The organism is Leptolyngbya sp. 7M, from assembly GCF_018128485.1.
This window is the reverse complement of sequence record NZ_CP070897.1, coordinates 298,584-321,038: the sequence shown is the minus strand read 5'-3', so window position 1 is coordinate 321,038 and position 22,455 is coordinate 298,584. Positions and strand designations below refer to the sequence as shown.

23 protein-coding genes and 1 pseudogene are annotated in these 22,455 nt (G+C 47.8%); 15 read left to right on the top strand and 9 right to left on the bottom strand.

Annotated elements, in window-relative coordinates; all coding sequences use genetic code 11:
• Positions 1-6 precede the first annotated feature (6 nt).
• The 3 genes from JVX88_RS01495 to JVX88_RS01485 all read right to left on the bottom strand — a co-directional run bounded on the left by JVX88_RS01495 (position 7) and on the right by JVX88_RS01485 (position 4,050).
• Positions 7-1,500, bottom strand: coding sequence for an anthranilate synthase component I family protein (locus JVX88_RS01495; RefSeq protein WP_211625096.1), 1,494 nt, complete (start codon positions 1,498-1,500; stop codon positions 7-9).
• Positions 1,501-1,710: 210 nt separating this feature from the next.
• Positions 1,711-3,717 carry an arginine--tRNA ligase gene (locus JVX88_RS01490; RefSeq protein WP_211625094.1) on the bottom strand — a complete coding sequence of 669 codons (2,007 nt, stop codon included), beginning with the start codon at positions 3,715-3,717 and terminating at the stop codon, positions 1,711-1,713.
• A gap of 72 nt (positions 3,718-3,789) precedes the next feature.
• Positions 3,790-4,050 carry a hypothetical protein gene (locus tag JVX88_RS01485; protein WP_211625092.1) on the bottom strand — a complete coding sequence of 87 codons (261 nt, stop codon included), beginning with the start codon at positions 4,048-4,050 and terminating at the stop codon, positions 3,790-3,792.
• 197 nt (positions 4,051-4,247) lie between these two features.
• On the opposite strand from JVX88_RS01485, the gene folE reads away from it, so the two are divergent.
• From folE to metG, 3 genes are all read left to right on the top strand, one after another.
• A complete protein-coding gene (gene folE / locus JVX88_RS01480) occupies positions 4,248-4,829 on the top strand; it encodes a GTP cyclohydrolase I FolE (RefSeq protein WP_211625090.1) in 582 nt (193 codons plus the stop codon).
• Between the two features lie 63 nt (positions 4,830-4,892).
• Positions 4,893-6,551 carry a M28 family peptidase gene (locus JVX88_RS01475; RefSeq protein ID WP_211625088.1) on the top strand — a complete coding sequence of 553 codons (1,659 nt, stop codon included), beginning with the start codon at positions 4,893-4,895 and terminating at the stop codon, positions 6,549-6,551.
• Positions 6,552-6,625: 74 nt separating this feature from the next.
• Positions 6,626-8,131: a methionine--tRNA ligase gene (gene metG / locus JVX88_RS01470; RefSeq protein WP_211625086.1), complete on the top strand. Its 1,506-nt coding sequence runs from the start codon at positions 6,626-6,628 to the stop codon at positions 8,129-8,131.
• Here metG and JVX88_RS43820 read toward each other — a convergent pair.
• The 3 genes and pseudogenes from JVX88_RS43820 to JVX88_RS01455 all read right to left on the bottom strand — a co-directional run.
• Positions 8,123-8,323 (bottom strand): annotated as a pseudogene (locus tag JVX88_RS43820) (SLC13 family permease); the annotation flags it as partial. The gene metG and the pseudogene JVX88_RS43820 overlap by 9 nt on opposite strands.
• Before the next feature lie 120 nt (positions 8,324-8,443).
• Positions 8,444-9,664: an FG-GAP repeat domain-containing protein gene (locus JVX88_RS01460; protein ID WP_211625084.1), complete on the bottom strand. Its 1,221-nt coding sequence runs from the start codon at positions 9,662-9,664 to the stop codon at positions 8,444-8,446.
• 429 nt (positions 9,665-10,093) lie between these two features.
• Positions 10,094-10,576 carry a hypothetical protein gene (locus JVX88_RS01455; RefSeq protein ID WP_211625082.1) on the bottom strand — a complete coding sequence of 161 codons (483 nt, stop codon included), beginning with the start codon at positions 10,574-10,576 and terminating at the stop codon, positions 10,094-10,096.
• A gap of 163 nt (positions 10,577-10,739) precedes the next feature.
• Between JVX88_RS01455 and JVX88_RS01450 the strand changes: the two genes are divergently transcribed.
• From JVX88_RS01450 to JVX88_RS01430, 5 genes are all read left to right on the top strand, one after another.
• Positions 10,740-12,488 carry an alpha/beta fold hydrolase gene (locus JVX88_RS01450; protein WP_211625080.1) on the top strand — a complete coding sequence of 583 codons (1,749 nt, stop codon included), beginning with the start codon at positions 10,740-10,742 and terminating at the stop codon, positions 12,486-12,488.
• Between the two features lie 4 nt (positions 12,489-12,492).
• A complete protein-coding gene (locus JVX88_RS01445) occupies positions 12,493-14,028 on the top strand; it encodes a serine hydrolase (RefSeq protein WP_211625078.1) in 1,536 nt (511 codons plus the stop codon).
• Positions 14,029-14,106: 78 nt separating this feature from the next.
• Positions 14,107-14,289, top strand: coding sequence for a hypothetical protein (locus tag JVX88_RS01440; RefSeq protein ID WP_211625076.1), 183 nt, complete (start codon positions 14,107-14,109; stop codon positions 14,287-14,289).
• 83 nt (positions 14,290-14,372) lie between these two features.
• Complete coding sequence (locus JVX88_RS01435) at positions 14,373-14,522, top strand: hypothetical protein (RefSeq protein ID WP_211625074.1); 150 nt, start codon at positions 14,373-14,375, stop codon at positions 14,520-14,522.
• A gap of 36 nt (positions 14,523-14,558) precedes the next feature.
• Positions 14,559-14,756 carry a hypothetical protein gene (locus tag JVX88_RS01430; protein WP_211625072.1) on the top strand — a complete coding sequence of 66 codons (198 nt, stop codon included), beginning with the start codon at positions 14,559-14,561 and terminating at the stop codon, positions 14,754-14,756.
• Positions 14,757-14,828: 72 nt separating this feature from the next.
• Here the strand turns inward: JVX88_RS01430 and JVX88_RS01425 are convergent, their stop codons facing one another.
• The 3 genes from JVX88_RS01425 to truB are packed head-to-tail and all read right to left on the bottom strand — an operon-like array spanning position 14,829 to position 17,563.
• Positions 14,829-15,611, bottom strand: coding sequence for an aminotransferase class IV (locus JVX88_RS01425; protein ID WP_211625070.1), 783 nt, complete (start codon positions 15,609-15,611; stop codon positions 14,829-14,831).
• Positions 15,608-16,606, bottom strand: coding sequence for an alpha/beta fold hydrolase (locus JVX88_RS01420; protein ID WP_211625067.1), 999 nt, complete (start codon positions 16,604-16,606; stop codon positions 15,608-15,610). The genes JVX88_RS01425 and JVX88_RS01420 overlap by 4 nt, the downstream gene beginning before the upstream one ends.
• A 15-nt stretch (positions 16,607-16,621) precedes the next feature.
• On the bottom strand, positions 16,622-17,563 hold the full coding sequence (gene truB / locus JVX88_RS01415; protein WP_211625066.1) for a tRNA pseudouridine(55) synthase TruB: 942 nt from the start codon (positions 17,561-17,563) through the stop codon (positions 16,622-16,624).
• A gap of 116 nt (positions 17,564-17,679) precedes the next feature.
• Between truB and JVX88_RS01410 the strand changes: the two genes are divergently transcribed.
• The 7 genes from JVX88_RS01410 (at position 17,680) to JVX88_RS01380 (ending at position 22,447) form a co-directional block, all read left to right on the top strand.
• Positions 17,680-18,213, top strand: a complete 534-nt coding sequence (locus JVX88_RS01410) for a regulatory protein RecX (protein ID WP_211625064.1) — start codon at positions 17,680-17,682, stop codon at positions 18,211-18,213.
• Positions 18,214-18,227: 14 nt separating this feature from the next.
• The gene (locus JVX88_RS01405; RefSeq protein WP_211625062.1) at positions 18,228-18,572 is read left to right on the top strand and encodes a hypothetical protein; all 345 of its coding nucleotides are present in this window, start codon (positions 18,228-18,230) and stop codon (positions 18,570-18,572) included.
• Between the two features lie 96 nt (positions 18,573-18,668).
• On the top strand, positions 18,669-19,217 hold the full coding sequence (locus JVX88_RS01400) for a fasciclin domain-containing protein (RefSeq protein WP_211625060.1): 549 nt from the start codon (positions 18,669-18,671) through the stop codon (positions 19,215-19,217).
• Between the two features lie 182 nt (positions 19,218-19,399).
• Positions 19,400-20,245 (top strand): alanine--tRNA ligase-related protein, encoded by an 846-nt coding sequence (locus JVX88_RS01395; RefSeq protein WP_263975459.1) that lies wholly within the window; start codon positions 19,400-19,402, stop codon positions 20,243-20,245.
• Between the two features lie 104 nt (positions 20,246-20,349).
• The gene (locus tag JVX88_RS01390) at positions 20,350-20,973 is read left to right on the top strand and encodes a LuxR C-terminal-related transcriptional regulator (RefSeq protein ID WP_211625058.1); all 624 of its coding nucleotides are present in this window, start codon (positions 20,350-20,352) and stop codon (positions 20,971-20,973) included.
• 39 nt (positions 20,974-21,012) lie between these two features.
• Positions 21,013-21,651, top strand: a complete 639-nt coding sequence (locus JVX88_RS01385; RefSeq protein WP_211625056.1) for an O-methyltransferase — start codon at positions 21,013-21,015, stop codon at positions 21,649-21,651.
• A gap of 97 nt (positions 21,652-21,748) precedes the next feature.
• Positions 21,749-22,447: a pirin family protein gene (locus tag JVX88_RS01380; protein ID WP_211625054.1), complete on the top strand. Its 699-nt coding sequence runs from the start codon at positions 21,749-21,751 to the stop codon at positions 22,445-22,447.
• The last annotated feature ends 8 nt before the right edge of the window (positions 22,448-22,455 follow it).

Here is a 22,455-nt window from a genome sequence, read left to right as displayed (position 1 = left end):
TCCTCTTTAGACCGCAACTTCCTGATCATTGGCGTATTGGGCTTCAGCAATATCAATTGCACCAAGTAATGCGGATGCTTTGTTGACAGTTTCCTGATATTCAGTGGAAGGATCAGAATCTGCTACGATTCCTGCACCTGCTTGAATACGAGCGATTCCATTTTCCAAATGCATTGTTCTTATTGCGATACACGTATCCATATTGCCGGAATAATCAAAGTATCCTATGCTCCCTGCATATAAACCGCGATCGGTCGGTTCGAATTTGCTGATCAGTTCTATTGCGCGGATCTTTGGTGCACCTGAAACAGTACCTGCGGGGAAACATGAGGTCAGCGCGTCAAAACGATCTAAGTCTTCGCGTAGATCTGCCGTCAAAGAACTGACCAGATGTTGAACGTGTGAATATTTTTCAACGCTCATCAGCTTCTTCACTTGTACGCTGCCGTATTTTGCAACGCGACCAAGGTCATTTCGTCCAAGATCAACAAGCATTAAATGTTCCGCAACCTCTTTGGGGTCATTTAGCATTTCCTCAGAAAGTTTTATGTCCTCGTTTTTTGTCTTACCTCGCTTACGTGTTCCGGCAATCGGTCTGTATTCCAATTCTTCTCCTTTGCACTTGACCAACATTTCAGGAGAAGCACCGATCAGAGCTCCTCTTCCATTCATTATCAAAAACATATAAGGCGACGGATCTAATCTTCTTATGGCACGGTAAATACTTATAGGTGAGACGTTAGTTCTTCTTTCAAATCTTTGCGATATAACCACCTGATATACATTTCCGGCTGCGATTTGTTTCTTTATCTCATTGACAGAGTCTTCGAACTGTTCTCTTGTGAAATTTGATCGGATCGCCTTGTTATGCTCATATTTCCCGCTGTAGGGAAGTCTAAGGATATCGGCTTCAAGTTTGTTCTTAATCGCTCTGTTCTTTTTTGTGGCAGCATCGAAGAGTTGCTTCAATGCTTCCTCACTTCCACATGCTTCGTCTATAAAAACCAATGAGATTATCTTGATCAGCTGCCTGGCATGATCAAAAGCAACGATCGTGCGAAAGAACATAAGCTCTACGTCGTCTGGTGTCGGTGTAAGGGTGGTTTTCAAAGTGGGTTCAAACCAAGAGCAGCAGTTGAAACCAAACGAGCCTATAGCTCCGCCTGAAAAGCTTGGCAGATCAGGATCTAAAGCCAGATGGTTTGTTGAAAAATGCTCGCGTATATAGCTGAGGATAGATATTTCTTCATGCCGGATCTCTTCCTTTATTTCAGTAATGACCAATTGGTCGTTACCGCGAACGAGCATGTGCGGATCGGACCCGACAAAAGAATATCGTGCCAATGAGGTTCCGCCTTCGACAGATTCAAAAAGGAAAGACCTTCTGCTATCGGCTGAGATCTTCAGATAAACGGCCAACGGTGTCAGGAGGTCAGCCGGTAACGTTTCAACTACCGGGACCACGTTCACTTTTTTATCTACCACATTTTTTGATCTCATAAATAAAAACCGCCAACCATAATGGTTAGCGGTAATGCTCGGAACGGAGAGTTGAACTTTATCCTTTGACCTTAGGGACAAGAGATGGGTTCACGGATCAGAGACAAAACCGCAAGACGACGCCAGCGACGCCAAGCACAATTAACGGTTTTGAAACTGGAGAGCTGAATCATTTTCTGTTTTTTATCAAAGTTAACCAGTAATTGTCAATCACATCTTTTCGGGAATTTCAATGCCCATTGTTTCCAGGGCAGCAGTTAGCGACCTACGTACCAGATCAGCCACGGTTATAAGGATCGCCCGTTTCGTTGCATCGGGTTCGGGAATGATCTTATGGTTGTGGTAGAAGAGATTAAATGATTTAGCTAGATTGAATGCGTACTTGGTAAGAATCGCCGGCTCATTCGTCCTTGCCGCCGATATAAGGGTTTCCTCCAGACGAAGTGCCATCAATAGAAGAGCCCATATATCCTTGCCATCCTCGTGTGCAAATGTTCTTGCAACGGATTCGCGTTCCTGTAATCCTGTCCTGATCGTCTCAAGCGATTCGCCTCTTTCTTCTAATTTCCTAAAGATCGAATTAGCCCGGACACAGGAATATTGACAGAAACAGCCGGTTTCTCCGTCAAATGATAAAGCCTCCTTAAAATCAAAAACGATCACTGTATTTCGGGTGAACTTAAGGAGAAAATAACGAAGAGCTCCGACAGCTATTTGGTGCGCGATTTTCTTCTTTTCATCAGACGGAATTGCCGGATGCCGAGCCTCTACCTCAACAAGGGCCTTTTCCTCGAGCCGGTCCAGAAGATCATCAGCCTTTACACCAAGGCCTTTTCTGCCGCTCATTTCTACAAAGGTTCGCGCTTTATCCTCTTCAGAGAGTTGAAACCCTAATTCTGCTGCTGCTGCAGGTGAAAGAGCGACCATTTCATAAGAAAGATGAACGCTCGCAAGCTCACCCCTTACCGGATCTATGGCCGCTACACCCTTTTTTACTATCTCTTGAGGGTAGGATTGTCTAGTGTCGATAACGTTATAAACCGTTTCACCGTGACCGAATTCCAGGTGATCGCCCTCGGCTTCCGAGACGTCAGAGGTGGTTATCCATAACTCCTTACCGTCTGCGTATCTGTGGAATCTTTTGTAATGGAAGTCCATTCCGAGAATCCCAAGTTTCCACATTTGATAGGCAATGTCTTTTCCCGTATAAGTAACGGTTCCATTTGACCTGACAAGTATCTTGTCGGATTCGTGATCGTCTGTCCCGGTATGTTCCTCGAAAGGCATCACCCAGCATCCCGCATTCTTTCCTTCGGTTTCGTAATGGATAACACCTAGCTGTTTCATTTGCTCGAAGGCTCGGTCCCAGAATTTCAGATGAAGTATTTCGGACTCACGCGGAAGCAGATCATAGCGAATACCAAATCGCTCCATCGTGTCTGTGATGCATTGAACATTCCGAGTGGCGACATGATCTGCGAGTCGTGCAATGTCATTGTTGCCTTCTTCGATCAAGTGAAGAACCTCTGCCCGCTTTGCCTTCAGTTCTTCGTCGATCTGATATGCTTGCCCGACTTTTGCATAAAGATCCCAGCAATAGTAATCGAACTTCACGCCTTGTTCAGAAAGCTCGGAATCCAAGGTCTTTATTGCATAAAGATCGCGGTTTTCGAGGTAAACAAAACCAACCACTACGTCAGCAACTTGAACACCGGTATTATCAATGTAGTTCTGGACTTCCACGCGCTTTCCCGTGGCTTTAAGTATTCGCTGAAACGTGTCGCCAAGAACCGAATTTCGAACGTGGCCAATATGAGCTGCCTTATTCGGATTTACCGAGGTATGTTCTACACAGACCTTCGGCCCAGAAGCATCACATATGGAAATAGGCTCGGAATCCAAGTTTTCCAAAAGAAATAATGCTCGGTCGAAGAAAATGTTCAAATAGCCCGGTCCCGCTATTTCGACGCGATCGACAAAATCAAAAGATTCAAGTTCTGTTTTGATAACTTCAGCAATGGCTCGAGGATTCTGTTTTTCCCCGGTTTGCTGTTTTATAAGCTTTGCCAGCTCAAAGGCAACGGGAAACGCAAGGTCGCCGAGTTCGGTCTTTGGCGGTATCTCGGACGCGATCTCACCTAGGTCAATAGAAAAGGTTCTAACGGCGGTTTCACGAACCCTGTCGCGAAGAAGGTTTTGGATCTCAAGAAGCGTCATTACAGTTAAATTTCGATCAAACTAAAAACCGTAATTATACGCTCTGGAAAAAGTGAAATGAAAACGAGATCGTTACTTCATCGAGATTGTTAGAGAAAATGTAGTAGCACGTCCGAGGTTATCAACACAAACGGAGGCTTTACCGGGAACGTCAAGAACATATTCGTAGTCTTTTTCGCCGCTTTCGAATATCGATACAAATCCATTACGGGAGCTTACCGATGCCCTGAGACTTTGACCCGTTTTACCGATAACAAAGTAACATACCTTCCGTGCAGCTCCGATCCGCCCGCTGACAGTTACCTCATTCTTACCCGGAGGAAACTTAATCAAAATGTTAGGAAAGGCCTGGTAAGCGCCTGTAAAAAGTAAAGATATGCAAGATATGGAAATGTATGTTTTCCTCAGATATGTGCGTAGCATTGTTCGAAACCTCCTATACCAAAACGCGTAGTAATCGAGGCATTCGTCTCACAGACGCTTTCAAATTTTCGATAAAAACCGTTAAACTCGAAGCATAGATCAAGCATATGACTGACAGATCAAATGGATCGGTCGATCCGGAAAAGATCGCGGCAGGGGTTAAATTGATCCTTGAAGGGATTGGTGAAGACCCGGATCGCGATGGATTGAAGAAAACACCTGAAAGGGTAGCGGATTTCTACGTTGAGCTTACAGAAGGAATGTGGCAAGACCCAAAGGAGCACATCATGCCTCTTCCAGGTGATTCGCATGACGAAATGGTCCTGGTGAAGGATATAGCGATCGCCTCGGTCTGCGAGCATCATCTGGCACCTTTTGTTGGCAAGTGTCATATTGCATACATCCCAAAAGAGGGAAGGATCGTCGGACTTTCAAAGTTGGCACGAATCGCGGAAATTTTTGCTCGGCGATTACAGGTGCAGGAACGGATGACTCAACAGATCGCAAAGACTCTATTTGAAGAGCTTGAGCCGCTTGGGGTTATGGTTGTGGTCGAGGCAGAGCATACTTGTATGACGCTTCGCGGCGTGAAGAAACCGGGTTCGAAAACGATTACGTCGGCGGTACTCGGCGGCTTCAGAAAGGATCCGCGAACTCGTGCGGAAGCAATGGCCCTGATCAAGGGATAATAGGTCTGCGAACTTACTTTAACTGTCGCTCTCAGACAATTGATTCATCACTTCAGGAAACCTATGAAAAAGACATTTTTGTTGTTTCTTCTTTTGGTTGGATTGCTCATCGTTGACCATCGCGGACAGACTTATGAGTCCCTAATAGATCCTGTAAAGATCAGGGAGCGTGTAAAAAGACTGTCAGCTGATGACTTTGAGGGGCGTGGGCCCGGAACTCCGGGAAGTATGCGGGCCGCAGAGTATATCGTGGGCCAAATGAAAGCCGCAAAGATAAAACCTGGAAACGGCAAGAGTTACTATCAGAATGTAAAGATGGTCGGCATAAAGGCAGATCCGGCCACACCAATGACCTTTACTGGACGCGGCGAGCCACGGAGCTTCAGATTCGGTGAGGATTTTGTTGCAACCACTGGTTCACAAACCTCAAACGTCTCAATTGATGCCGAAGTTGTGTTTATGGGATATGGCATCGATGCTCCGCTTTATAACTGGAACGATTATAGCGGTCCCGCCGAAGATTATCGCGGTAAAGTTCTAATAATAATGGTGAATGATCCACCTGCAACAGCCGAGGAGCCTAATCTATTCGGAGGCAGGGCACTGACCTATTACGGACGTTGGACGTACAAATATGAAGAGGCCGCCAGACGCGGAGCGGCCGGAGTTATTTTGATCCACACAACCGAGTCGGCGGGTTATGGCTGGAATGTGGTTCGAACATCGTTTGGCGGTTCTCGTTCGGAGATCGAGCGTTCAGCAGGTGACAAAACGCCGTTTTTGGCGCTGATGAGTTGGATGACCGATGGAATGGCAAAGTCCGTTATGGAGAAGGCTGGGTTAGACTTTGAGGGAATGCGGTTGAAGGCAGGAACGCGGAATTTCAAGCCCATCAAAACCGGCTTGCGTGTGAAGATAGATCTCAAAGCTGACGTAACCAGATTCGAATCTCCAAACATTGTGGGCAAGATCGATGGAGCAGATCCGAAGAGGAAGAATGAGTATGTTCTCTTTACGGCACACTGGGACCATTTGGGTATCGGTGAGCCGGATGCCACCGGTGATCGCATTTATAATGGAGCCTATGATAATGCCTCAGGCGTTTCGGCAGTTCTTGGTATTGGTGAAGCTATCGCAAAGATGCCAAAGGCCCAGAAACCAAAACGCTCGATATACATCCTGTTTCCGGCGGCTGAAGAGCAAGGGCTTCTCGGTGCAGAATATTTTGCACAGTATCCACTGATCCCGCTCAACAAGATCGCAGGAAATGTGAATATCGACGGTGTCAATTTTTTCGGCAGAACAAAAGATTTCTCAGCTCTCGGAGCCGAGCGCTCTACAATAGGTTTATTTGTGGAAGAGGTTGCGAGAGAGAGGAATATGACACTTGAAGGCGATATGCGTCCGGAACAGGGATTCTTTTTCCGGTCGGATCATTCTCCTTTCGCCAAGGTTGGAATTCCCGCTATATCGCTGCGGCATGGTGATGATTTTGTAACGCCGCTAACCGGTACGGCATTAGAGTTTTTCAGCAATTACACGGCAAAGTATTACCACCAGCCGTCAGATCAATATTACGATTGGTGGGATGCTTCCGCGATGGTGCAGAATGCTGAGCTTGGGATGGCGATCGCTCTTAAGATCGCAAATTCGCCGACGATGCCGCGATATTTGGATACTGATGAATTTTCGCTGGCGGATAAGAAACGGATGAGAAACTGATCTAATTTAATGAAGCTCTTAAAGTGTAGCGTGTGGATAAAATCCGGCATGCACGCTACACTTTTCTTTCTCGAATGGACACCTTCTACATAACAACCCCGATCTATTACGCCAACAGCTTGCCGCATTTGGGACATTTGTACACGACGATCGTGGCCGACGCGGTACATCGATACAAGATGCAGCGTGGCTTCGACGTTTTCTTTCTTACCGGAACCGACGAGCACGGCATAAACATTCAGCGTGCAGCCGAAAAGGCGGGTCGTTCTCCACGCGAACAGGTTGACCTTATCTCAAATGAGTTAAAAAGATTGTTTGCCGACTTCAGCCTTGATCCTAAGAATGGCGGTTATGACATTTTTATGCGGACAACTGAGCCATTTCATTATCAAGGCGTCCAGTATTTATGGAGTGAGATCGCGAAGAATAAGACCCCTAAAGATAACGACACGATATATAAGGGCTTTTACGAAGGATGGTTCTGCGCACCTTGTGCCGCCTTCAAACTAAACGATGAGTATTTCCTGCCTGAAGGTTCTGAGATTCCTAGGTGTCTTATTCATGAACGTGACTTGGACCGAGTCTCGGAGGAGAGCTGGTTCTTTCGGCTCTCTGACTACGATGAATTTCTTCTCCAAACCATAGAAAACAACCCGGAGATACTTAAACCAGAATCTCGCCGCAATGAGGTTATCTCATTCATAAAAGGAGGTTTACAAGATCTTTCAATAAGTAGAGAAAAGACATCGGTTTCGTGGGGCATACCGGTTCCTGGGGACGACGACCATGTGATGTATGTCTGGCTGGATGCCTTATCGAACTATATAACGGCGCTCGGTTACGGGAACGAGCGTGAAGGGGCACCAGGATTCGAAAAATATTGGCCAAACACAACGCATTTGGTCGGCAAAGATATTCTCAGATTTCACACAGTTTATTGGTTCTCTTTTCTTAACGCCGCCGGTTTGCCCTTGCCAAAGACCGTCTATGCGCACGGAATGTGGCTGGATGCCGATGGCCGAAAGATGGGGAAAACACTGGGGAATGTCATCGAAGTTGATGTTTTACATAAGCATTTTCAGACTGATGCCGTCCGATATTTCTGTTTGCGTGAGATGGTTTTCGGGCAAGACGGCAAATTCAGCTATGAAGCTCTGATCGAACGGGCGAACGCCGATCTTGCGAGCGGCCTTGGCAATCTGCTCAGCAGGACCGTCTCCATGATCCACAAATACCGTGAGGGCAAGTTGCCTGCGGGAAAGATCAGTGAGGAAAACTACATTCACGCTCGGCGTGCAGGCCTAGACCCCGACGGCGGCGAAATTGTGTCAGTACTTGAACATGCGAGAGACGAATTTATCCGGCGTTTCGATAATTTTGAGTTCAGTCAGGCGCTTGAAGATCTCTGGGCAGTGATCGCACGTATTGACAAGATGATATCGGATGCGAAGCCATGGGAGCTTGTAAAGGATGAAAAACAGGCCGAGACGCTCAATGCCGTCCTGTATCGCTCGGCAGAAACGCTGCGTTGGCCGGCCGATCAGGTCCACGAGTCCGGTCTTTATAAGTCCGCCAACTAGAATGAAAAGCCCGGCAATCGTTATGATGATGTCATTCCCAAACCCGGCAACGGCCTGCGGCACCGTAAGCACATTGGTGAGGATCAAAGCAACCACCAAGAGAATTCCTACCACGTCAACCGGCAATTTCTCCGTCGCAAATAGAACGATTGCCAATATGAGCAGGGTCAGGGTGATCGTTATCTCGGTCATCGTTCGCAAAGAATACCCGAAAACCGTGTATTTTGAAAGAGTTAAACCACACAACGAATATGAAGCAGAAAAAGAGACGGCGGAGGGATCAGCCGTCTCATAACGCCGCTGAAATTTGTCTTATTGAGGGGCGGCTAAGATAGGTATATCTCCATTGGTGCCAAACGGAAAGCCGAAGAAGCTTGTTCTATTATCGCTGCTTCTAACCACAAAATAGTTGCCGCTGCTCGGTCTCCAGATCGCAAGGTCGGTTATGCCATCCTTATCATAATCCCCGGGAACGGGCCTATCACCTGCCTGCCCAAATGCTTGGGTGATAAACGTCCCGTCTGAACTCCTTCGTATTGACCAGCCGCCGTCGCTCGGCCTGAATATTGCGATATCGGCCAACCTGTCACCGTCGAAGTCTCCGTTAAGGGGAATGTCTCCATTCTGTCCGAACTGGGCTATATCGACCGTGTTAGTTCCGCTATTCAAAATGAACCAAGTTCCTGTACTCGGTCGAAATACGGCCGGATCCGCAAATCCATCGCCATCAAAATCTCCCGAATGAAACTGTGATGCACGCGGTTCCCCATAGATAAAATCGTCCATTACAACTAAGTCGTTGCCGATGCTTGATCCATCCAGATTTCCTGGCGCTAATCGCCTTGTGCCGCTTTGGATCTGAACCTCTGCTATCCGTTCGCCGGCATTGTAGGAAATACCGATAAAACTCAGCCCGCCATCAAAGGCGGCCGGCTGTGCAGACGTAAGCGACATCAGATTTCCCCGATCATCAAAAAAAGTCATCCGTGCCGATCCCTGGACATCAACATCGGTAAATACTACACCGAATCCGCTGACAGTCGCGGGGATATTTGTCCCCGGAATGAAAAATCTGATCGTCGTAATATTGCATCCGGGAGCTGCATCTCCTGCGAGATTGGTAAATAGTTTTTGTTGAGAAAACGTCGTAAATGTATTTGTATAACTTGGATCGATTTCGCCAAAGCGAACTGGGGTGCCGGTCGTAGAATTTGCGCTGACGCGAAACAATGCGTTGCCGCAAGGTGTTGTAAATACTGCACCCCGGGGAGAATTCGAGTTAAAGAAGTCCGGAGGCAGGTTATTAGGGGATGAAAAATTTATCGGGACGCCATCCCAATTGATCTCGCGGCGGCCTGTTTTGAATGATCCGCCTACACCGTTGTTAACGCCGCCAAGGTCATTTCGAAATGCATCAACAGCAGATTGTATCGCCGCCGCATTGGCACCGGCAGCGGTTCTGACGATCGGTGCAGAAAAGGAGCTCAATCCAGATATGAGCAATAGCATAAATGACCAGATCGCTGGTCGCATATTAGGTTTCCTTTTATTCATTATTTTCGTTTACTCCTATTAACTAATCTGCCCTTAGATGGGTCACTTTTAAATTCCGCGGCAAAACGCCACTAACTATTCCCCAGGTTTTTGAACTTTAGTTCTTAAGACTGTTTCATGAGAACGCTGTAACGATGCTTATTTATCAACCACCGAACTTAGACATATGTCTGGCTCACCGACCTCATTTGTTCGGTTGTGGATCTTGCAATAATTGATGAACTTCAGTGCGCGAAGTCTATCCGTTCGCAGGAATGCTCTGGCCTCATCGATAGAAATAAATGCAGTGTACCTGCCGCACTTTCGGCAATAATTTTGCCCTTCGAAAGAATGCCTCGTTGAAAGGTCTTCAAGCTCGCCATTTTTTCTTTCTTTTTCAAGCATTCTCTTCGCTTGGCTGCAAACGATCTATACCAATCGCCCTCTCAGCCCCTCGAGCTTCTTGAAAAACTTTCCGGCAGTTGAATTCACCTTTTCCGTCAAACCGGTTGCCCGTGCACCGAGTGCTTCCTCTAAGTTCCCGGTTTGGTCATTTAGCTTGGTCTTTATCGACTCAAGTCGTCCAAGCAACTTTGATTGTGCAAATTCTTTCGCTTCCCCAAGTTCAGCGATAGTATTCGACGTGCCGTCGGTAATTCCATTCAGATTCCCGCCAACTATCGATCTTGAGAGATCTTTGAATAATGACCCAGCCCTTTTACTTCCTTCGTTCTTTAGCGCACTGGTCAGCTTCTGCGCATCGGCAAACTTCCCGAAAAGATTTCCCGCAGCAGACGGCAGCGGCATCGACCCAACTATTTCTAAGAAACAATCCGTACAAACTCTAATTGAGCTTTTGGGTAGATATGCCCCCGCTCCGGCTTTGGTCATTTGACAGTGAATGCAAAACATTGAGTCTTTCTCCTCCAAAAAAAATTCCAATATGTTGACCGTTCGAGTAAGATATCGTCTGTTGTAACTTTCTGACTGGGGACGATGCCTCACAACATAGCGATTGAAGCACCTTAGGTATATTCAAATCTTTAGCTCCGGATGAATGTTTTCTGAGTAATTTTTGAAGAAATTCAACATAGGCGTGCAGGAAGCGAATATAAAGATATACGAATTTGGAAACTATCGAGTTGAACCAGCTGAGCGGCGCTTCAGCAGCGGAGAAACGACGATAGCGCTGCCACCAAAGGTATTTGATACGCTTGCATTGCTGGTCGAAAATCCTGGTCGCGTGCTTTCCAAAGAAGAGATGATTCGAATCATCTGGGAAGATTGTTTCGTCGAAGAAAACAATCTTGCACAAAACATCTCGTTCCTTCGCAAAACGTTCGGAGAATTTGCTTCTTATATTGAAACCGTACCTAAATTGGGTTATCGGTTTGTAGCACCGGTCACCGTTATTGAGAACCCTGCCGCTCAAGGTATCGCGTTCGGCTTCTCGCCAATGCGTAAAGAAACCCCGCTCGATTTCCCCATACCAGAAACACATTACGTCCAAAACGGAGATGTGAACATTGCGTACCAGGTAATAGGAACCGGCCCTATAGATATTGTTTTTGTGATGGGTTGGATATCACACCTCGAGTATTTTTGGAAGCATCCTTTGTCTGCATCATTTCTAACGAGATTAGCCTCGATATCACGCTTGATACTCTTCGACAAACGTGGAACCGGTCTTTCGGACCGGGTACCGATCGACAAACTTCCTACACTTGAACAACGAATGGAAGATCTTCATGCCGTAATGGATGCTGTTGACTCTAAAAGCTCAGTACTTGTTGGGGTTTCGGAGGGCGGCCCAATGTGTTCACTTTTTGCCGCGACCTACCCGGAAAGGACGCGTGCCCTTGTAATGATCGGTACTTACGCAAAACGTATCCGTGACGAGGAATATCTCTGGGCTCCGACCACTGAGGAACGAGAGGCTTTCTTTGAAACTATGCAACAGGAATGGGGAGGTCCTGTCGGGATCGAAGAAAGAGCCCCTTCAATGGCAAATGACCAGAGGTTCAGAGAGTGGTGGGCTACATATCTGCGAATGGGTGCGAGTCCTGGTGCGGCAGTAGCTCTCACAAAGATGAACGCGGAGATCGATGTCCGAAATATATTGTCTTCGATCCGTGTCCCCACGCTCGTCATTCATCGTACTGGCGATATGTGCTTGAATGTAGAGGAAGGTCGGTTTGTAGCGTCAAAAATACCAGCAAGCCGTTTCGTAGAATTACCGGGAGATGATCACCTTCCATTTGTCGGAGATCAAGACGCGATACTCGATGAGATAGAGCGATTTGTAACCGGATCGGCCCCTGGGGCTCACTTTGACCGTGTACTGGCGACCGTAATGAACATAAGGATCATCGATCCAAAAAGCGAGGCGGCAAAGCGAGGCAACACAGAATGGAATGAACTGGTTAGCGGAGCGGAGACATTCGTCCGGCGCCAATTGGAGCTTTTCCGTGGCCGACCGGTCTCATATGATGAGACCGGTCTGTTAGCGGCATTTGATGGACCGGCCCGCGCGATCCGATGCGCTGCCGTGATCTCTAGCTCTGCCGAGCAGCTCGGGATAGGGGTCAAAACCGGCCTTCATACCGGTGAATGCGATGTGATAAACGATCGGTTCGGGGGAGTTGCCGTAGATCTAGTTGCGGAGATCGCCGATGTAGCTTCTCCTGGCTCGATATTGGTTTCCCGGACCGTCAAAGATCTCGTCGCCGGTTCCGGCTTGCGATTTTCGGAAGCTGGCGTGCATAGTTTCGATGGAATCGAGGGCAAATGGCGTCTTTTTACAGTTGACAATGGAGTTGAGTGACTTGATGAGCAAAATACTTGGTCTTTTTCTTATACTTACCGCATTTGTTTATTCGGCCTACCCGCAATCTCTAGAAAGCAGACTTTCAGAGATCGATGCATATGCGCAAACGGTTCTTGAAACACATGGTGGTCCGGGAATGGCAATTGCGATCGTCAAGGATGACAAGACCGCATACGCGAAAGGGTTTGGACTGCGCGAACTGGGTAAAGATGGGAAGGTAGATCCCGATACCGTTTTTGCGATCGCATCCAATTCGAAGGCTTTTCTTACCGCGACGATAGCAATATTAGTTGATGAAAAGAAATTGAATTGGGACGACAAAGTATCCAAATACTTACCGGAATTTGAGATGTACGATCCGTGGGTAACGAGTGAATTGACGATCCGCGACCTTGTTACACACCGTGTAGGACTGGATACATTCAGCGGCGACCTGCTTTGGTATGAGACAACATACAAGCCGGAAGAGATACTGGCAAGGGTAAAGCACTTGCGGCCAGTTTCCAGCTTTCGAAGTCGGTATGGATATCAGAACCTGATGTTCATTGCCGCAGGACAGATCGTCGAACGAGTATCAGGCAAAAAGTGGTGCGCATTCGTAAAGGAACGCATCCTCGACCCACTTGGAATGCTGAGGACTACCTGTAGCGTCAGTGATCTTCCGAACAATTCGGCATTTCCACACAATGAATCAGGAGGACGTCTGCGTGTTCTCCATCGCGGCAATGTAGATGGCTCATCATCTGCAGCGGCATTGAACTCCTCTGTGAACGACCTCTCCAAATGGATAAGAACACAGCTGGCCCGCGGCAAATTCGAAGGCAGGCTAATATTCAGCGAGCAGCAGGCATGGGCAATGCATCAACCCTATATGGCCCAACAGATCTCAGAGGCGGCCTCACGCAACAATCCCACTCGTCACTTCTCCGGCGTTGCGATGGGCTGGTTCGTTTATGATTACCAAGGAAGAAAGATAATAAATCATAGTGGCGGACTTGATGGAATGTTGTCTTTCACAGTCTTGGTACCTGAAGAGCAGCTTGGTTTTGTTGTACTTACGAACAGCGAATCTCCGGCATTCAGAGTAATGATGAACAAGATACTTGATGTGTTCTTAGATGCTCCGAAACGTGACTGGAACAAAGAAGCAGCCGAGAGTATACGTCAGGCGAAAGATCGGCAGGCGGAAGAAGACCGGAAGGTCGATACCTCACGAAAACTTAATACGCGGCCAAGCTTGCCGCTCCCAAATTATATTGGCACGTATTCGGACAAGATGTACGGAGATATAACCATCAGCGAGGAGAAAGGCAGGCTTGTTATGCGGTTCCTACCGGCCCCGAATTTTGTCGCCGACCTTGAACATTGGCATTTCGACACGTTCATGATCCGCTGGCGCCCTTCGGTCGCATATAATTTTCCTCGCGGATTTGTTACTTTTACTATCGATAAGAACGGTGAAACAGACGAGCTTAAGATCGACCAACCGAATAGTGATTTTTGGTTCTATGAGCTTTCGCCAAGGCGAAAGAAATAAAAAGCTGGACAAGTCTGTGCCCTGCGTATAAGATTCTGATACAATTACCGTTTTATAAACCTGCCCGCGGAGGATCTTATGTCCCAAAAGAGCGAGGTCATTGTAGATGGCCATGAAGGCAAAACGCTTAAGATTTATATTGAGATAAGCGGAGGTTCATCAGTAAAGGAAGAAGGGGACAGCGCTGAGGACACTCCATCGTCGTTCTCTATTGCGGATCCGATCTCCGGCAAAATATTAACCATCACTATTGCGGAATAGTGAGAGTCAAACCGATCTAAGACAGAAATGGATATAACCTTAATTTGAGTTTTCGCAGCAAAGACCGTATTCAGGAGTTTGAGATGTCCGATACAAAAGACGAAAAAGAAACCAGTACCGAAGGATCCTCCGTCAAACCTACTATCACTATCGCAGAACGAAAAGACGAGGAAACGCAGTCGGCCGCGAAACCGACGATAACTATCGCCGAACGAAAAGATGGCGATGAATAAAAACTAAGAAGCAGTTAGGAGAGAATTATACATCTAATGTCAGAAGAAGCAGTTATGCAGGCTGAAGAAACGGCTCCGTCCGCGGATTCAGATGCGATCCACTATCAGGCAGTTGAAAAGGAAGGAACCGTGACCGCGATCTGGGAAATGCAGGGTCAAAAGCATATTCGTACGATCGATCCGCGTTCGAATGAAGGCAAACAGATACTTTCTCTTTTTGAGACCGCCGGCTAAGCTTTCCGAACAACAATAGATAAAAATATCGAGCGGTTGCGGATTTGCAGGCGGCAGTTAGTTGCGCTCCATTTACAAGAATTCGGACTTTGGTAAAAGGTTCATTATTTGATGTGTTGTAGTATCCAGCTTGCGTCCTTCAAATTCCGATACCTGCACCACGCCCCGGCCCGCAGACGCGAGAAATATTGACTCGGCTACTCGAAGCTCATCAATATCGAACTCTCCGGCCATGCATTCCAGGTTTTCCAAAATGAACTCCCTGGTGGTTCCTGGCAGACAGCCCGTCGACAGAGCCGGGGTATAGAGACACCCTCCGCACATCCAAAAAATATTTGCCAGACAGGCAGATGTGATCTCGCCTCGTTCGTTGACTCTCACAGCTTCGTCAAATCTTCTTCTGTGTGCATCATCGATCGCAAGAAGATTTTCAAGATAGTTGCAGGATTTTATCCCAGCCAGCGGCGATCGGGAATTTATAGGGAAAGGAGAGACCGTCAGGCTTAAGTTGGCATTCCGGGACTGTCTTCGTCTGGTAATTATCGAAAGACCTATAGTGGGAGCTCCGTTTGGGTTCGACCACATCGGGCTAGGCGCTCGATCGAAGAATGAAATTCGTGCCTTGCCGTCGCTCAGCTCCGAATCTCTTATCTCGGATCGAAGCCGCTCAAAAACATAGTTCTCATTAAATTCACTCAGATCCAATCCGATCGCCGCCGCATTACTATTCAGGCGTCTCCAGTGTTTTTCCCATAAGAAAGGCAGTCCATCGAACACGGCTATAGTAGAAAATACTCCTTTCCCATATAGGAAAGCTGATGAAAGATGTAAGTCTGTCGTTCTAGATCCCGTCACGCGACTTCTCGTTCCCCAACGACATCACTGGCTCCAATGGATGCCGGACCGGCACAAAATTTTCCAACGATATCAACAAATCTTGTGCTCTTTTCTTCTTGAGGGAGATGCCCGCAATTCTTCAGGAGAACGAACCGGGAATGCGGTATCGCCTCGAAAAGTTTATAACCATTTTCAACTGGGATGACACGGTCGTCCTGACCCCAGAGCAGCAAGGTCGGTTGGTTTATAAGGTGGGCATCCCTCTCAATACGTTCAGCATGCCAATTGCGCGAGGTGGCGAGCGCTGCCCGATGGCCTTCTGCATTTGTCAACGGCTGCTGTACAAAACGAACGCGCTCTTTAGTGATCATATGATGGTTGGCCGGCGAAAGCGTTCGGCGCATTCGAAACCGCATAAATGACTTTGAATCAATAAGAAACGGCGTGATCATCTCGCCAATTCCAGGTACGGCGGCGAGACGGAGTATCGGATGGCTCTTTACTTCATCATTGATGACCGCATCGACCAGAACAAGTTTTTCAACCCTTGCAGGGTAGTCAAGAGCCAATGTCGCTGCCACCGCACCGCCATAGGAACTGCCAACGATGACCGCTTGGCCGATGCCAAGCCGATCCATAAAACGAGAGATCATCCGAGCTTGTGCATCGATCGTGTAAGCAAACCAAGCTGGTTTTTCTGAGTAACCGAAACCTACCAGATCGATGGCGATCACGCTAAAGCCGGCTTGGGATAGCAACGGAGCTACACTTTTCCACACATAGACGGAAGCAGTATAGCCGTGAATAAGGATGATCGGCAGTTCAGTCTTCTCCCCGAACTGCTGGAAATGGATCCTAATGCCGTCTATTTCGGCAAAATGCGAGTTCTCAAAATGCGGAATGCTCTGTCCCACTTCATCCCAATCAACATTTGAAGGGCGTGTCAGCATCTTGACTGCGATGGCAGCCACGGCAAATCCACCTGCGCCGATCAATAGATGTCGGGTTTTCATATGTGCATTGGATGCTTAACTGCGATTATCGCCCCCTAATACCAACTTCGGCCGAATGACATTTTCATGCGGGTCAAAGCTGCCGATCGCTACAAGCTCCTTTTGGGGAGATATCATCCTATAATCGGTATCCGGAATTAGTCGGTCCGTTTCCTTGATCCGCGTTGATAAACCTTTTAGCGTCGGGCTTACCCGCTCCGGCGGCAATTCAAATGCGGGCAGGTGAGAAACTGCTTCCTCTAATGGTAACAGAGCCGATCCAGGATGCGGCATAGCTTCAAGTTCCTCAAGTGAGATCGCCATCTCTTTCTTAAAACGCCCGGAGCGTGTTCTGTCAAGCTCAGCGAGATGTGCCCTTGTCCCTGCCGCGCGTGCAATATCCTCGGCGAGTGTCCGGATATAAGTGCCCGCCGAACACACGACCCGGAGCCCGACGTCTTTTGTCCGCGCAAGCAGATCGTGGGGAGGCCAAGGCCATTTTCCATTATTTTCGAACAACATCATTTCGTGTATCTCGACTTTAACCGGTTTTCGCTCTACGTTCTCACCTCTTCGCGCACGTTCGTACAGCTTTTGCCCGTTGATCTTCTTTGCGGAGAACATCGGCGGGATCTGTTCTATCTCGTCAAAGAAGCCCATCATCGCGACGAGAATAGCTCGCATATCTGTCATAAATGGATGAGGGATGCCCTCCTCTTCGATCTTTTTGCCGGTCCGATCTCCCGTATCAGTTTCAAATCCGATACGCATCAGGGCTTCATATTCTTTTTCATCCTTGTCAAGAAAACGTGCCAGACGGGTTGCTTTCCCAACAAGAACTACCATGACACCGGTCGCGAAAGGATCGAGCGTGCCGGTATGTCCTACACGTCTGATGCCTAAAATCCGACGCACCGTATTCACAACGTCGTGCGAAGTTATGCCTGCTGGCTTGTCAATTATCAGAATGCCATCCACGGTATGAATCTAACCATAAAAATGTTGAACAACTGAAATCCAACAGTTAAAAATCCTGGGGTCAAGCTTAACCGCGCTTTCGTATCCAGCGGACAAAATCTAGAATAGTTAACTAAATGCGACGGTGGCAAAAGGCAACTATCAATGACGGCCAAACGATAATTAACAATGTCCAGCGCTCGCGCGAGCGGACGATGAATCGTGCAATTAAATTGCTTGCTGCCAAGCCGCGTTCTATCGCAGAACTAAAAGAGCGTCTGCTTGAAAAACTTTGGACGAATGAAGAGATCGTAGGAGCAGTTATTGAACAGCTAAAAGAATATAAGTACCTCGATGACGATCAGTTTGTTTGTGATCTTGCTATTTCAAAGCTAAAACGAAAGCCTCAGGGCAGAAGAAAATTACTCCACTCACTATCAAAAAAGAAGATCGATCGTGACAAAGTCGAAGGGGCGATCTTAAAAGCCTTTAAGGAATTTCCCGAAGAGAGTCTGATCGATCTTGTGATCGAAAAACGCCTTAGGACCACGGGAGTCCCTCAAACAAGTGAAGATACAAAAAAGCTCTTTGACCACCTGCTCCGGCAGGGCTTTGATCTAGACTTGATCAGATCCAGATTATCGGACCTCACAGGGCGAACAAAAGCATAATGTGCGTTAAAACTATGATCAATTATGATGCCCGTAAATTTGTATCGGTTCACAATTCAGCTAATGGAGAGGTCGGTGGCGATACAGTATTCCATTATCACCAGAGTGAAAACCTTGTCTGGGCCGAATATTCCGGCGGAGGCATCATTTTAGGGAATCTGATCGCTATTTGTAATGACGATGGCGTGCTGGATATGCGTTACCATCACATCAACTTATCGCGTGAACTTATGACCGGTATATGTCGGTCGGTTCCGGAGCTCTTACCGGACGGGCGTATTCGCCTCTATGAAACCTGGCAATGGACCAGCGGAGACAGATCCAGCGGAAGTTCTGTAATTGAAGAGATGATCGATTGACGATTTTTTGAATCCAAAACCCTCCCAGATCCGAAAACTCCTTCCAGAAGGCTAAAACCTTTACGTAAAAATACTAACGAAAATGGGAGAACGATAATGAAAACGTTTGCAATTGGAGTATTTGCTTTTGTTTTGGCACTAATGGTTGGCTCATCGGCTATGGCTCAGAACTACGTGCCTGCATCGATGAATGTTAATGAAAAGGACATTGTGGATACAGCTGTAGCGACGCCGCAACTTTCGACCCTGGTTGCAGCGGTCAAAGCGGCTGGACTCGTCGATACTTTGAAGAGCGATGGTCCATTCACCGTGTTTGCCCCGGTAAATGATGCATTCGCAAAGTTACCGGCGGGCACGGTCGAAACGCTTCTCAAGCCCGAGAACAAAGGTATGCTGACCTCGGTTCTTACTTATCACGTGATTGCAGGTAAATTTGAAGCAAAAGATGTTGTGGCAGCGATCAAAGCGGGCAACGGCAAGGCCGAACTTACCACAGTACAAGGTGGAAAGATCTGGGCAAAGATGGATGGTAAGAATGTTGTCCTTAAAGACGAGAAGGGTAATAAATCGACTGTCCTGATGACCGATGTGATGACTTCGAATGGGGTTGTTCACGTGATCGATTCCGTTGTGATGCCTAAATAACTTCTGAATCGTACCAAGTAGGCCGTTCAATCAGTCTGCTTGCATGACCGAAAAATGCATGGGCCGTCCCGTCGAATGGACGGCCTTTGTAGCAAAGAGGAATGCCACTTCCTCTCCTTTTACTGAACGCTGTGCGATATGCTGCGGCGTTCTTTTTTATCCAATGTAGGTTGAACCCGGTTATGCTAAAATTCTCAAGTATGACCGGCAATGAGATAAGAAATAAATTTCTAACGTATTTTGAGCGCAACGGGCACAAGATCGTGGCATCTTCGCCGCTGCTTCCCGCAAACGATCCGACACTTCTATTTACAAACGCCGGAATGAACCAGTTCAAAGACGTATTTCTGGGAAACGAGAAACGCGACTATAAGCGTGCGGTAACATCACAGAAGTGTATCCGCGCCGGCGGTAAACACAATGACCTCGACGAGGTCGGCAAAACCGCTCGTCACCACACTTTCTTTGAGATGCTTGGCAATTTTTCATTTGGTGACTATTTCAAAGAGGACGCTATCAAATATGCGTGGGAGTTTCTTGTAGATGAACTAAAGCTGGAGAAGAGCAGGCTCTGGTTCTCGGTCTTCGAGGGTGATGACGAGGTCGGCCCAGACGAAGAAGCTCGCGATCTGTGGATCAAAGTCGGAGCGTCGCCTGACCGAGTTCTTGGGTTCGGCCGTAAAGTTAACTTCTGGCAAATGGGCGACACCGGTCCGTGCGGCCCGTGTTCGGAAGTTCACTACTATATGGGCGACGACCCGCTCGATCCGCAAAAGAATCGTGCCGAGTTTGTAAACGGTCCCGGCGACACGACGATGGAGATCTGGAATCTCGTTTTTATGCAATACAATCGGACGCAGAATGAAGACGGCACTTTTGCCTTGACTCCGCTGCCGGCTCCTTCGGTCGATACTGGTATGGGTCTAGAAAGGATTGCCGCAGTAATGCAAAATGTGAAAACGAATTACGAAACCGATCTTATAAAGCCGATCGTGGAATACACTGCATCGCTGGCAAAGGTGAAATAAAGAAGATTTATCACACCAGATGGATAAACTACCGCCAGACAGGGTGATCAAGAACATATATTTTTGTTCGGTTAAACTCCCTCATACGCCGTCAATATCTCTAGATGTCGACCAGAATTCTGCTAATCGAAAACCAACCACTTACGCGTCTCGGCGTAAAGGCAGTTTTTGCTGATGCAGCTGACATTGAAGTCGTCGGCGAAACGGACAATGCAGTGGATGGCTTCCGTTTTTTTCAGGAGCTTAGGCCCGATGTAACCATTCTCGGACTACGGCTGCCAGATTCCTGCGCTATAGATGACCTGGATAATTATCTAGTCGCGAACCCAAATGCAAAGGTCTTAGTGCTTGCCGAACATGCAGGTGACGCTGAGATCAGAAAGGCGTTACAGAAAGGAGCTGCCGGGTATGTTTGCAAAGACGTTTCGCCAAACGAGCTCATGGAAGCGATCAGAACGCTTGTCGCAGGCCGCAAGTATATTCCGGCAGATATTGCACAGATACTTACCGAAAATATTAGCCAGGAAGAACTGACTCCTGCAGAATCGAACATCCTCAGGATGATAGTCGGAGGAATGTCAAACAAAGAAATAGCATTTGCACTCGACATTAGCGAGAACACCGTAAAATCACACATCCAGAACATTTTTGGGAAAATTGGCGTCTCTGACCGCACCTCGGCCGCGACGACGGCTATAAAACGCGGCCTTGTCAGGATCGATCTATGATCGAGACCGACTGCACACTTTGAATGTTACGTGTGAAATATGAACGAGATCAAAAACTCTCTGACCGAATACGCTGAAGCATTCACTTCCGGAGAAAGTGAGGTGTTGCGAGAACTCCGCGAATACTGCTTCGCTCATTACAAAAATTCTTCGATGCTTTCAGGTTTTTATCAGGGGCGGCTGCTTTCTATGCTTTCCCATATGATCCAGCCTCGGAAGGTGCTTGAGATCGGCACGTATCTTGGCTACTCGACCATCTGCCTGGCTGAGGGATTGGCTGAAGGTGGAGAGGTCATATCACTCGACATAAACGAAGAAACAAACCATGTCGCACAAAGCTTTATCGACAAGACCGAGTTCCGCGATCGCATTCAGCTCCGGCTCGGCGACGCCATCTTTATGCTGCCGCACGTCGCCGGGCCATATGATCTCGTCTTCATCGATGCCGATAAACAAAACTATTCCAACTATTACAACCTGGTTCTCGACAAGGTCCGGCCCGGCGGCTTCATCGTCGCCGACAACGTTCTCTGGAGCGGCCGCGTGCTCGAGGAAGAAAAAGACGAAGACACACAGGCCCTCCACGAATACAACCAAATGGTCCTCACCGACGACCGCGTAGAAAGCCTCCTCTTGCCGATACGTGACGGATTGATGGTCGTACGTAAGCTACTGTAACTCACCTAAAAGTATTAGTTTCGAACCACCAAAATTGATGGTTACATTCCAGCCACAAGACGTTAGACTCGATAGTTAAAGACAAGGAGGAATCGCAATGATAACTATCAGACGCTCAAACGAACGCGGGCATGCCAATCACGGTTGGCTCGACACTTATCACAGCTTTTCATTTGCGGATTATTATGACCCGCGATTCATGAGCTTCCGCGATCTTAGAGTAATTAATGAAGACTATATCGAGCCCGCACAGGGCTTTCCGACCCATGGCCACCGCGACATGGAGATCATAACCTACGTAGTCCAAGGCGAACTTTCCCATCGAGATTCGATGGGCAATGGCGAAACGATCCGCCCGCACGAGGTCCAGCGGATGACGGCAGGAACTGGCGTGATGCACAGCGAATACAGCTCCCCGACGGAAAAGACGCACCTCTTGCAGATCTGGATACTGCCCGAAAAGAAGAACTTGCAGCCGAGCTATGAACAGAAACTCTTTCCGCCAGAAGAAAAGCAGGGCAAACTTCGGCTTGTTGCCTCCCGCGGCGGTGATGATGGCTCCGTCCATATAAATCAGGATGCGCGCCTTTATGCCTCGATCCTTGCGGCGGATGATTCAGTAAAACATGAACTTGCCGAAGGCCGATATGCATGGGTTCAGCTTATCTCCGGCGAGCTGGACCTTAACGGTGAAATCCTGAGACCCGGTGACGGTGCTGCGGTCAGTGATGAATCACTAATGGAGTTTCGTGCAGGTGCCGACAACACTGAATTCCTCCTGTTCGACCTGCGTTAGACATCAAA

Bases quoted from the DNA above. Each gene is read 5' to 3' on its own strand.
- JVX88_RS01395 (WP_263975459.1), top strand. From the start codon at position 19,400: ATGCTAAAATTCTCAAGTATGACCGGCAATGAGATAAGAAATAAATTT.
- JVX88_RS01460 (WP_211625084.1), bottom strand. From the start codon at position 9,664: ATGCGACCAGCGATCTGGTCATTTATGCTATTGCTCATATCTGGATTG.
- JVX88_RS01445 (WP_211625078.1), top strand. From the start codon at position 12,493: ATGAGCAAAATACTTGGTCTTTTTCTTATACTTACCGCATTTGTTTAT.
- JVX88_RS01400 (WP_211625060.1), top strand. From the start codon at position 18,669: ATGAAAACGTTTGCAATTGGAGTATTTGCTTTTGTTTTGGCACTAATG.
- JVX88_RS01440 (WP_211625076.1), top strand. From the start codon at position 14,107: ATGTCCCAAAAGAGCGAGGTCATTGTAGATGGCCATGAAGGCAAAACG.
- JVX88_RS01390 (WP_211625058.1), top strand. From the start codon at position 20,350: ATGTCGACCAGAATTCTGCTAATCGAAAACCAACCACTTACGCGTCTC.
- metG (WP_211625086.1), top strand. From the start codon at position 6,626: ATGGACACCTTCTACATAACAACCCCGATCTATTACGCCAACAGCTTG.
- JVX88_RS01475 (WP_211625088.1), top strand. From the start codon at position 4,893: ATGAAAAAGACATTTTTGTTGTTTCTTCTTTTGGTTGGATTGCTCATC.
- JVX88_RS01455 (WP_211625082.1), bottom strand. From the start codon at position 10,576: ATGTTTTGCATTCACTGTCAAATGACCAAAGCCGGAGCGGGGGCATAT.
- JVX88_RS01430 (WP_211625072.1), top strand. From the start codon at position 14,559: ATGTCAGAAGAAGCAGTTATGCAGGCTGAAGAAACGGCTCCGTCCGCG.
- JVX88_RS01435 (WP_211625074.1), top strand. From the start codon at position 14,373: ATGTCCGATACAAAAGACGAAAAAGAAACCAGTACCGAAGGATCCTCC.
- JVX88_RS01420 (WP_211625067.1), bottom strand. From the start codon at position 16,606: ATGAAAACCCGACATCTATTGATCGGCGCAGGTGGATTTGCCGTGGCT.
- JVX88_RS01380 (WP_211625054.1), top strand. From the start codon at position 21,749: ATGATAACTATCAGACGCTCAAACGAACGCGGGCATGCCAATCACGGT.
- JVX88_RS01495 (WP_211625096.1), bottom strand. From the start codon at position 1,500: ATGAGATCAAAAAATGTGGTAGATAAAAAAGTGAACGTGGTCCCGGTA.
- folE (WP_211625090.1), top strand. From the start codon at position 4,248: ATGACTGACAGATCAAATGGATCGGTCGATCCGGAAAAGATCGCGGCA.
- JVX88_RS01405 (WP_211625062.1), top strand. From the start codon at position 18,228: ATGATCAATTATGATGCCCGTAAATTTGTATCGGTTCACAATTCAGCT.
- JVX88_RS01410 (WP_211625064.1), top strand. From the start codon at position 17,680: ATGCGACGGTGGCAAAAGGCAACTATCAATGACGGCCAAACGATAATT.
- JVX88_RS01385 (WP_211625056.1), top strand. From the start codon at position 21,013: ATGAACGAGATCAAAAACTCTCTGACCGAATACGCTGAAGCATTCACT.
- JVX88_RS01490 (WP_211625094.1), bottom strand. From the start codon at position 3,717: ATGACGCTTCTTGAGATCCAAAACCTTCTTCGCGACAGGGTTCGTGAA.